This is a genomic window from Burkholderia sp. Ac-20344 (assembly GCF_017104975.1).
Lineage (GTDB): Bacteria > Pseudomonadota > Gammaproteobacteria > Burkholderiales > Burkholderiaceae > Burkholderia.
In genome coordinates this window covers 1-10726 of the sequence record NZ_JAAGPP010000221.1, presented here as the reverse complement: position 1 = coordinate 10726, position 10726 = coordinate 1, and the positions used below count along the sequence as shown (strand labels likewise).

Here is a 10726-nt window from a genome sequence, read left to right as displayed (position 1 = left end):
GGCGCATCGGCGACGCGCGGCGCCGGCGCCGCGCGTCGCCGATGCGCCCGCGAAGCCATGGTGGCCGCTGGCGCTGGCCGGCGTCGCCGCGATCGCGTCCGAAGGCGCGACCTGGGCCGGCTTGCCCGTGTGGCTGTCGGCGCTGCTGGCGCTCGCGGCGGTACTCGCGTGCGGGCTCACCACGTACAAGAAGGGCTGGATCGCGATCCGCAACGGCAATCTGAACATCAACGCGCTGATGAGCATCGCGGTGACGGGTGCGATGGCGATCGGCCAGTGGCCGGAAGCCGCGATGGTGATGGTGCTGTTCACGATTGCCGAGCTGATCGAAGCGAAGTCGCTCGACCGGGCGCGCAACGCGATCCAGGGCCTGATGCAGCTCGCGCCGGACACCGCGACCGTGCAGGACGCCGACGGGGCGTGGCGCACGATCGAGGCCGCACAGGTGGCGCTCGGTGCAGTCGTGCGCGTGAAGCCGGGCGAGCGGATCGGGCTGGACGGCGAAGTCGTCGCGGGCCGCTCGACGGTGAACCAGGCGCCGATCACCGGCGAGAGCTTGCCCGTCGAAAAGACGACCGGCGATGCCGTGTACGCGGGCACGATCAACGAATCGGGTTCGTTCGACTATCGCGTGACGGCCGTCGCGGCCAACTCGACGCTCGCGCGGATCATCCATGCGGTTGAAGAAGCTCAAGGCGCGAAGGCGCCGACGCAGCGCTTCGTCGACCAGTTCGCACGCGTCTACACGCCGATCGTGTTCGCGGTCGCGCTGCTGGTGGCGGTGGTGCCGCCGATCGTCATGAGCGGTGCGTGGCACGACTGGATCTACCGCGCGCTGGTGCTGCTCGTGATCGCGTGCCCGTGCGCACTGGTGATCTCGACCCCGGTGACGATCGTGTCGGGGCTCGCGGCCGCGGCGCGGCGCGGGATTCTCGTGAAGGGCGGCGTCTATCTGGAAGAAGGGCGCAAGCTCGCGTGGCTCGCGCTCGACAAGACCGGCACGATCACGCACGGCAAGCCGGTGCAGACCGACTTTGACCTGCATGCGGACGACGCCGATGCGGCGCGTGTACGGCACCTCGGCGCGAGCCTCGCGGCGCGCTCCGATCACCCGGTGTCGCAGGCGATTGCAGCCGCGGCACGCGACGCCGGCACGGCGGCATTCGCCGATGCGAAGGACTTCGAAGCGATCGTCGGGCGCGGCGTGCGCGGCACGATCGACGGCACGCGTTACTGGCTCGGCAACCACCGGCTCGTCGAGGAGCTCGAGCGCTGCTCGACGGCCCTCGAAGCGAAGCTCGATGCGCTCGAGCGGCAGGGCAAGAGCGTCGTGGTGCTGGTCGACGAAGCGCGCGTGCTCGGCATCTTCGCGGTGGCCGACACGATCAAGGACACGAGCCGCGCGGCGATCGCCGATCTGCATGCGCTCGGCATCCGCACCGCGATGCTGACGGGCGACAACCCGCATACCGCGCAGGCGATCGCGCAGCAGGCCGGTATCGACGACGCGCGCGGCAACCAGTTGCCGGAAGACAAGCTCGCGGCGGTCGAGGAACTGGCAGCCGGCGGCGCGGGCGCGGTCGGGATGGTCGGCGACGGGATCAACGATGCGCCGGCGCTCGCGCGCGCCGACATCGGCTTCGCGATGGGCGCGATGGGCACCGACACCGCGATCGAGACGGCCGACGTCGCGCTGATGGACGACGACCTGCGCAAGATTCCCGCGTTCGTGCGGCTGTCGCGTGCGACGCATCGCGTACTGGTGCAGAACATCGGCTTCGCGCTCGGCGTGAAGATCGTGTTCCTCGGCCTCACGGTCGCGGGGCTCGGCACGATGTGGATGGCGGTCTTCGCCGACGCGGGCGCAAGCCTGATCGTCGTGGCCAACGGTTTGCGGCTGCTGTCGTCCTCGGGGGCGTTCGGTAGCGCGCAGGCCACGCGTTGAGGAGCACGCGATGAGCTTTCTGAAACGAATCCTGGGCGGCCACGGCGGTGGTCATGGCGGCGGGTACGGCAACAGCGGCCACGGTGGCGGCCATCACGGCGGGCCGCGCCACGACGGGCAGGGCGGCCACGATGCGCGCGGCCGCGATCGCCACGGCTGGGGCTGGCAGGCGCCAGCCGACAGTCGAAGCGGGCAGGGCGGCGGCAACGTATCGCTGAGCCAGCTCGCCTGTGCGGGCTGCGGCGCGCTCAATGCGTCGGATGCGCGTTTCTGCGCGCAGTGCGGTGCCGCGCAACGCGGCAAGTCCTGCAGCCGCTGCCACTCGGCGCTGGCGGCCGACGCGCGGTTCTGTCCCGGATGCGGGACGCAGGCGGCGTAAGTTTGTCGGCCATTCGCGCCGGCGGCGCGTGAACGCCGGCCGGCGCGCTTCATTTCAGCGCCGGCGCAGGCGAACCGGCCTTTCGATCAGCGCAGCGGCAGGTAGATCTCGGTGCGCAGATCGGCCGGCGCCGCATCCATCGGCGTATTGAGGTACAGCTCGAACGGCGGTGCGTCGGCGGCTTCGCGGCCCGAGTGACGCAGCCAGTCGCCGTAGAGCCACTGATAGGCTGTCTTCAGGTCCGCATACGGCCCCGTATGCAACAGCACCGCGTATTCGCCGCCCGCCACCGTTACGCGCTCCACGGGCGGCGCGGGTTCGACGTCCGGCGCGCCGGCGGCCGGCATGAAGCAGGCTTTCGCGCGCAACTGCGCTTCGGGCGTCGTGTCCGGATCGTCGTAGAAGATCCCGATCATCTTCGCGCCCGGGCCGATCAGCCCGCGCTGCCCGACCCACGCACCGATCCGCGCGAACGCGTCGCCGACCTTCATGTACGCGCCGGTGTGCGCCACTGCATAGCCGTGCAACGCCGGCAACTGCCGGATCTCGACTTCATGCTTGAACATGTCTTCTTCTCCTCGCTGTAGCGGATAGATGGGCCGGTGGCTGCCCGTGCGCCGGTGCTGTGCGGGCGGCACGCCGTACGCGTCGCGAAACGCCCGCGCGAACGCGTGCGTCGAACCGTAGCCCGCGCGCCGCGCGATCTCGTCGAGCGGCCGCGCGGTGCAGACGAGATCCTCGGACGCTCGCACGATCCGCATCCGGCGCACCGTCAGCACGATCGACTCGCCATACAGCGCGCGATAGACGCGCTGCCAGTGATACGGCGACAGGCATGCGATTTCGGCGAGCCGGTTCAGGTCGAGCGGGCCGTCGAGGTGTGCGCGGACGTATTCATGGACGCGTGCCACGCTCGCTGCGTAGCGGATCCAGGCGGGCGAGTCGGGTTTCGTTTCGACGGTCATCGGCGTGTCAGGGCAGGAACCGACGTCACGGTAGCACGGCCCGATTTGATAAATCTTGCGGAAATGCATAGGAGGCCGATAAATCAGGCCCTTTTTTATTTCGACGAAATGGGGTCTTGCCCCCCTGCGATCTATGACTAAAGTTAAAGACGGTGAAATCGGGTGATCGCGTCATTTTTCTCGGGTAAGTTGCTCCGACGGGGCAGCACGCATTTCGAAGTACGCAGGTAGTTCGTCGATGTTCAATCGCAACACCACGTTTTCGGGAGAAGAAGAAATGGATGCTTCCAGCTTCATCACGTCGCTGCAGACCACGCTAGGAGGGTATCTGCCAAAGATCGCCGGCGCGATCGGCATCCTGGTGATCGGCTGGCTGATCGCCGTGGCGGTGCGGGCCGGCGCGCTGCGCCTGCTCAACGCGCTGAAGGTCGATCAGCGGATCAACGAAAGCACCGGCCAGGGCGCGTACGTCGAACGCATCATCGCGGGCGGCCTGTTCTGGCTCGTGCTGCTGGTCACCGCGGTGGGCATCTTCAACGTGCTCAACCTGTATGCGGTCTCCAACCCGTTCTCGCTGCTCGTCACGCATATCGTCAACTACCTGCCGAACCTGATCGGCGGCGGGGCGCTGACGCTGATCGCGTGGCTCATCGCGTCGCTGCTGCGCAGCCTCGCGAACCGCGCGCTGAAGGCGAGCAAGATCGACGACAAGCTGTCCGAAGGCGCCGGCATGCAGCCGATGACCGGCTATCTCGGCGACGTGCTGTTCTGGCTCGTGATCCTGATGTTCCTGCCGGCGATCCTCGCGTCGTTCGCGCTGTCGGGGCTGCTGTCGCCGGTGCAGGGGATGGTCGACAAGCTGCTCGCGATCGTGCCGAACCTGTTCGCGGCTGCGGTGATCGGCATCGTCGGCTGGATCGTCGCGCGGGTGCTGCGCGGCCTCGTGACGAACCTGCTCGTTGCCGCCGGCGCCGACCGCCTCACGCAGCGTCTCGACAGCCCGACGCCCGTGCGCGTGTCGAGCCTGATCGGCACGATCGTCTACGTGTTCGTGTTCGTGCCGACGCTGATCTCCGCGCTCGATGCGTTGAAGATCGATGCGATCTCGGTGCCGGCCACCAACATGCTGAACCAGTTCCTCGGCGCGGTGCCGGACATCGTCGCGGCGATCGTGATCGTGCTGGTGACGTTCTACTTCGCGCGCTTCGTCGCGTCGCTCGCGCAGAAGCTGCTGGAAGCGGCGGGCGCCGACGGGCTGCCGGCCGTGCTCGGCGTCGAGCGCGTGTTCTCGGGGATTCTGCAGCCGTCGGTGCTGGTCGCGCGGCTGATCGTGTTCTTCGCGATGCTGTTCGCGTCGGTCGAAGCCGCGAACCGGCTCGGCTTCTCGCAGGTGCGCGACGTCGTCACGCTGTTCATCGAATTCGGCGGCCACGTGCTGATGGGCGGCGTGATCCTCGTGATCGGCGTGTGGCTCGCGGGCCTCGCGCGCCGCGTGATCGAGCAGGCCGACCGCGAGCACAGCGTGCTGTTCGCGCGCATCGCGCAATTCGCGATCCTCGGCCTCGTGTTCGCGATGGGGCTGCGTGCGATGGGCATCGCGAACGAGATCGTGCAGCTCGCGTTCGGCCTCGTGCTCGGCGCGATCGCGGTGGCAGTGGCGCTGTCGTTCGGCCTCGGTGGCCGCGAAGCGGCCGGCAAGCTGCTCGACCGCTGGTTCAACCAGCGCGGCGGCGGGCAGTAACGCCACCGTCGAGCATCCGTCCGGCCGCGCTGCGCGGTCGGCCGGCGCTGCGGCAGCGTGGGTATCCAGCCGGGCGAGAACGGCACGCGCCAGCGTTCGCTCGTGCGGCGCGGCCAGCACCCGACCGTCGCCGAACGCTGTCGCCGCGTCGGCCCTTCGCCGATCGGCTCCGTTACCCGTCTCGTGTCTGCATTTCCGTCAGCGAAATGTCAGCCGCGATCTTTGCCGAATTTCGATAACACGTCGTTTAATGACTCTCTAGCATCGATTCTCAGTCGCGCAGGCCGCCAGGCCCGGCGCCTTTGAGGAGAGAGTCAGATGATAGCAGAGTCGAATGGCCGGCCCGCCGCCGGCGCCAAGTCGTCCGGCCAGCCCGCGCTGCAGCAGACGCTCGGGACCTGGCAACTGTGGGGTATCGCGGTCGGCCTCGTGATTTCCGGCGAATACTTCGGCTGGAGCTACGGCTGGGCGAGCGCCGGCACGCTGGGCTTCGTCATCACCGCACTGTTCGTCGCGGCGATGTACACGACCTTCATCTTCAGTTTCACCGAGCTGACGACGTCGATCCCGCACGCGGGCGGCCCGTTTGCCTACGCGCGCCGTGCATTCGGCCCGACCGGCGGCTATCTCGCCGGTGCCGCGACGCTTGTCGAGTTCGTGTTCGCGCCGCCCGCGATCGCGCTCGCGATCGGCGCCTACCTGCACGTGCAGTTCCCGGGCCTCGAGCCGAAGCATGCGGCGATGGGCGCGTATCTCGTGTTCATGGCGCTGAACATCGTCGGCGTGCAGATCGCGGCGACCTTCGAGCTGGTCGTCACGCTGTTCGCGATCTTCGAGCTGCTGGTGTTCATGGGCGTCGTGTCGCCGGGCTTCGCGTGGAGCAACTTCATGAAGGGCGGCTGGTCGGGCGCCGATCATTTCAGCCTGGGCGCGTTCCACGGGATGTTCGCGGCGATCCCGTTCGCGATCTGGTTCTTCCTCGCGATCGAAGGCGTCGCGATGGCCGCCGAGGAGGCGAAGAACCCGAAGCGCTCGATTCCGATCGCGTACGTGGCCGGGATCCTGACCCTCGTTGCGCTCGCGATCGGCGTGATGGTGTTCGCCGGCGGCGCGGGCGACTGGACCAAGCTCGCGAACATCAACGACCCGCTGCCGCAGGCGATGAAGTACATCGTCGGCGCGAACAGCGGCTGGATGCACATGCTCGTGTGGCTCGGGTTGTTCGGGCTGGTCGCGTCGTTCCACGGGATCATCCTCGGCTATTCGCGCCAGATCTTCGCGCTGGCCCGCGAAGGCTACCTGCCCGAATGGCTCGCGAAGGTGCATCCGCGCTTCAAGACGCCTTACCGCGCGATCCTCGCGGGCGGCGTGGTCGGCATCGCGGCGATCTACAGCGACGAGCTGATCCAGTTCGGCGGGCAGACGCTGACCGCGAATATCGTGACGATGTCGGTGTTCGGTGCGATCGTGATGTATATCGTGAGCATGGCGTCGCTGTTCAAGCTGCGCCGCTCGCAGCCGAACATGGCGCGGCCGTTCCGCGCGCCGCTGTACCCGATCTTCCCGGCGTTTGCGATCCTGGCCGCGCTCGTCTGTCTCGTTACGATGGTGGTTTTCAACGGGCTGGTCGCGCTGGTGTTCCTCGGGTTCCTCGCGCTCGGCTATGCGTACTTCCTCGCGACGCGTTCGCAGCGTGCGAGTGCGCACGGCGACGCGCTGCTGGAGGAGTGAGCAGGATGAAGGTGAAAGGCCGTTCCTGACGGCATCCGGCGCGCCCCGTCGAACGGGCGCGCCGTCGGCTTTTGGCAAGGAGACTCGCAGATGTCCTATACGGAGACGATCGGTTCGCGCACGTACCGCTTCGCGGACCTGAAGACGCTGCTCGCGAAGGCGAGCCCGCTGCGTTCCGGCGACCAGCTCGCCGGTGTCGCGGCGGCGAGCGAGGAGGAGCGCGTCGCCGCGAAGATCGCGCTCGCGGGCGTGCCGCTGAAGGCGTTCCTGAACGAAGCGGTGATCCCGTATGAAGACGACGAGGTCACGCGCCTCATCGTCGACGATCACGATGCGCAGGCGTTCGCGGAAATCTCGCACCTGACGGTCGGCGATTTCCGCAACTGGCTGCTGTCGCCGGCCGCCGACGGTGCGGCGCTCGAACGGATCGCACCGGGCCTCACGCCCGAGATGGTCGCGGCCGTGTCGAAGCTGATGCGCAACCAGGACCTGATCGCGGCGGCGAGGAAGCGGCGCGTCGTCACGCGCTTTCGCAATACGGTCGGGCTCGCCGGCCGGATGTCGGTGCGGCTGCAGCCGAACCACCCGACCGACGACGTGAAGGGCATTGCCGCATCGATGCTCGACGGGCTGATGTACGGCTGCGGCGACGCGATGATCGGCATCAACCCGGCGACCGACAGCCTCGCGGCGATCGTGAAGCTGCTCGCGATGATCGACGGGTTCCGCGAACGCTACGGCGTGCCGACGCAGTCGTGCGTGCTCACGCACGTGACCAACACGATCGCGGCGATCGAGAAGGGCGCGCCGGTCGATCTCGTGTTCCAGTCGATCGCGGGCACCGAGAAGGCGAACGCGAGCTTCGGCATCTCGCTCGCGCTGCTCGGCGAGGCGCGCGAGGCCGCGTTGTCGCTCAAGCGCGGCACCGTCGGCAACAATCTCATGTACTTCGAGACGGGCCAGGGCAGCGCGCTGTCGGCGAACGCGCACTTCGGCGTCGACCAGCAGACCTGCGAGGTGCGCGCGTATGCGGTCGCGCGCAAGTTCGAGCCGTTCCTCGTGAACACGGTGGTCGGCTTCATCGGGCCCGAATACCTGTACGACGGCAAGCAGATCATCCGCGCCGGGCTCGAGGATCACTTCTGCGGGAAGCTGCTCGGCGTGCCGATGGGCTGCGACATCTGCTACACGAACCACGCGGAAGCCGACCAGGACGACATGGACACGCTGCTGACGCTGCTGGGTGCGGCCGGCATCAACTTCATCATGGGGATTCCGGGCGCGGACGACGTGATGCTGAACTACCAGAGCACGTCGTTTCACGACCAGCTGTACGTGCGTGAAGTGCTCGGCCTGCGCCGTGCGCCGGAATTCGAGGAGTGGCTGGAGACGATGGAGATCGCCGACGCGCACGGCGTGCTGCGCACGGCGACGTCGCGTGCGCCGCTGCTCGCGGGCGCAAATGACTGGATGGGGATTTCGGCATGAGCGACGCCGTCGAAAAGAATCCGTGGGCGCAACTGAAGTCGTTCACGAATGCGCGGATCGCGCTCGGCCGCGCGGGCAACAGCCTGCCGACCGCGCCGCTGCTGGCCTTCAACCTGTCGCATGCGCAGGCGCGCGATGCGGTGCACCAGCCGCTCGACGCGGCCGCGCTGCGGCGCGAGATCGAGGCGGCCGGCCTGCTGCCGACGCTCGGCGTGCAGAGCGCCGCGCCGGACCGCGACCACTATCTGCGCCGGCCCGACCTCGGCCGCAAGCTGTCGGATGACAGCCGCGGGCTGCTGGCCGGCTACGGTGCGGCGCTCGACGACGCGCCCGACGTCGTGTTCGTGATCGGCGACGGGCTGTCGGCGTTCGCGGCCGCGAAGCAGGCGCTGCCGTTGCTGCAGGCAGTGCGGCCGCGGCTCGACGCGGACGGCTGGCGGATCGGCCCGGTGGTGGTCGCGACGCAGGCGCGCGTCGCGCTCGGCGACGAGATCGGCGAGCTGCTGCGCGCGAAGGTCGTCGCGATGCTGATCGGCGAACGGCCGGGGCTCAGCTCGCCGGACAGCCTCGGCGTGTACCTGACGTGGGCGCCGAAGGTCGGCTGCCACGATGCACTGCGCAACTGCATCTCGAACGTGCGGCCGGAAGGGCTGCCGCATGCGGCAGCCGCGCACAAGCTGCATTACCTGATGACGCACGCGCGCCGGCTCGGGCTGACGGGCGTCGGGTTGAAGGATGACAGCGACGCGTTGTTGCCGCAGGCGGAAGCGGAGCGGATCGGGGCGGACTGAGAAGGGCTGCGCGCGGGCTGCCGCCGAGTGGCGGTATTCGCGCAGTTCGAGTGGCCCGCGGGGCGGCTACCTGAACAGCCGCTCGCACAGAAAATCGACGAACACGCGCAGCTTCGGCGACAACTGCCGGCTCGACGGCCACACGATCGAGAACTGCCCCGGCGCGATCCGGTAGTCGTCGAGCACGGTGACGAGCGCGCCGTGTTCGAGCGCGTCGCGCGCAAGGAAGTCGGGCATGTAGCCGATGCCGAGCCCCGCGAGCACGGTGCCGCGCAGCGCTTCCATGTTGTTGCAGGTCAGCGCGGTGCGCAGCTTCAGCGGCGTGCCGTCGTCGGCCGCGAGCGCCCAGTCCTGCAGCTTGCCGGTGGTCGGGAAGCAGTAGCGCACGCATTCGTGCGCTTCGAGATCGCGCGGCGTGCGCGGCGTGCCGGCCTGCGCGAGATACGCGGGCGCCGCGCACAGCACGAACGCGAACGGACCGAGCCGCCGCGACATCAGGCTCGAATCGGACAGCGGGCCGCTGCGGATCACCGCGTCGAAACCGCCTTCGACGACATCCACCATCCGGTCGTTGAAATCGAGATCGAGCTCGACGTCCGGGTAGTGCTGCCGGAATTCGGGCAGCACCGGCAGCAGGAACCGGTAGCCGATCACCGGCAGGCTCACGCGCAGCTTGCCGCGCGGGCGCTGCGCCGATGCCGTCACGGTCGCTTCGGCATCGCGGAAATCTTCGAGGATCCGCTGGCAGCGTTCGTAGAAATGACGCCCCTCTTCGGTGAGCGTGACGCGCCGCGTCGTGCGGTTGAACAGGCGCACGCCGAGCGACTGCTCGAGTTTCGCGATCGTCTTGCCGACCGCCGACGCCGAGATGCCGAGCGCGCGGCCGGCCGCGACGAAGCTCAGCGCGTCGGCGGTGCGGACGAAGGCGACGATGCCGGTCAGGTTTTCCATCGAATCGAAGGGGGCGCGCCGACGCGCGTAGTCGAGTGAATTGCGGAATTTTAATCCGTTATATGTGGAACTTCGCGTGGTTTTTCGCGGATTGAATCGGATTTATCTTCTGTCGCTCTGACGGCGCAACTGCGCCGGCTTTTCGAGGAGCGATGATGGATCACCTTTTTTCAGCCGCTTCGGGCCCGTCGGCACGCCGGCGCGCGTGGGTGCTGGCCGCCGTCTGCATGGCCGCCGTCGCGCTGCCGCTGTCGTTTTCAGGCGGTGCGGTCGCGACGCCCGCGATCGGCCGCGACCTGCACGGCGACACGGTCGCGATGAACTGGATCACCAACGCGTTCATGCTCGCGTTCGGCAGCTTCCTGATGGCGGCCGGCGCGCTGGCCGACCAGTTCGGCCGCAAGCGCCTGTTCGCGATCGGCGTTGGCGGCTTCACGCTGATGTCGGTCGCGCTCGCGTTCGCGCCGTCGATGCTCACGGTCGACCTGCTGCGCGCCGCGCAAGGGCTCGCGGCAGCCGCGGCACTGGCGGGCGGCACGGCCGCGCTCGCGCAGGAGTTCGACGGCGCAGCGCGCACGCGCGCATTCAGCCTGCTCGGCACGACCTTCGGGATCGGGCTCGCGTTCGGGCCCGTGCTCGCCGGCGCGCTGATCGGGCATTTCGGCTGGCGCGCGATCTTCGTGACGAGCGCGGTGGCCGGCGGGCTGTCGCTCGGCTTCGGGCTGCCGCGCATGC

General features: G+C 68.5%; 9 protein-coding genes. 7 read left to right on the top strand and 2 right to left on the bottom strand.

Features of this window, described 5'->3' with window-relative positions; genetic code table 11:
- Positions 1 to 1945: heavy metal translocating P-type ATPase (locus tag G3N64_RS36225; RefSeq protein ID WP_205788440.1), on the top strand; the 1945-nt coding region annotated here is incomplete at its 5' end.
- A 10-nt stretch (positions 1946 to 1955) separates the two neighbouring features.
- Positions 1956 to 2324 (top strand): zinc ribbon domain-containing protein, encoded by a 369-nt coding sequence (locus tag G3N64_RS36220; protein WP_205788439.1) that lies wholly within the window; start codon positions 1956 to 1958, stop codon positions 2322 to 2324.
- Positions 2325 to 2410: 86 nt separating this feature from the next.
- Here G3N64_RS36220 and G3N64_RS36215 read toward each other — a convergent pair whose 3' ends face one another.
- Positions 2411 to 3289: an AraC family transcriptional regulator gene (locus G3N64_RS36215; RefSeq protein WP_205788438.1), complete on the bottom strand. Its 879-nt coding sequence runs from the start codon at positions 3287 to 3289 to the stop codon at positions 2411 to 2413.
- A gap of 277 nt (positions 3290 to 3566) precedes the next feature.
- Here G3N64_RS36215 and G3N64_RS36210 point away from each other — a divergent pair, with 277 nt between their 5' ends.
- The 4 genes from G3N64_RS36210 (at position 3567) to eutC (ending at position 9040) form a co-directional block, all read left to right on the top strand.
- Complete coding sequence (locus G3N64_RS36210) at positions 3567 to 5030, top strand: mechanosensitive ion channel (RefSeq protein WP_205788437.1); 1464 nt, start codon at positions 3567 to 3569, stop codon at positions 5028 to 5030.
- A gap of 318 nt (positions 5031 to 5348) precedes the next feature.
- Entirely contained in the window at positions 5349 to 6761 is a 1413-nt protein-coding gene (gene eat / locus G3N64_RS36205; protein WP_205788436.1) for an ethanolamine permease, read from the top strand.
- Between the two features lie 90 nt (positions 6762 to 6851).
- Complete coding sequence (locus G3N64_RS36200; RefSeq protein ID WP_205788435.1) at positions 6852 to 8249, top strand: ethanolamine ammonia-lyase subunit EutB; 1398 nt, start codon at positions 6852 to 6854, stop codon at positions 8247 to 8249.
- Positions 8246 to 9040, top strand: a complete 795-nt coding sequence (gene eutC / locus G3N64_RS36195) for an ethanolamine ammonia-lyase subunit EutC (RefSeq protein WP_205788434.1) — start codon at positions 8246 to 8248, stop codon at positions 9038 to 9040. The genes G3N64_RS36200 and eutC overlap by 4 nt, the downstream gene beginning before the upstream one ends.
- A gap of 66 nt (positions 9041 to 9106) precedes the next feature.
- On the opposite strand, the gene G3N64_RS36190 is transcribed toward eutC, so the two are convergent.
- Positions 9107 to 9991: a LysR family transcriptional regulator gene (locus G3N64_RS36190; protein ID WP_205788433.1), complete on the bottom strand. Its 885-nt coding sequence runs from the start codon at positions 9989 to 9991 to the stop codon at positions 9107 to 9109.
- Positions 9992 to 10146: 155 nt separating this feature from the next.
- Here G3N64_RS36190 and G3N64_RS36185 point away from each other — a divergent pair.
- Positions 10147 to 10726, top strand: a 580-nt coding sequence (locus G3N64_RS36185; protein ID WP_205788432.1) for an MFS transporter, incomplete at its 3' end; no start/stop codon positions are given.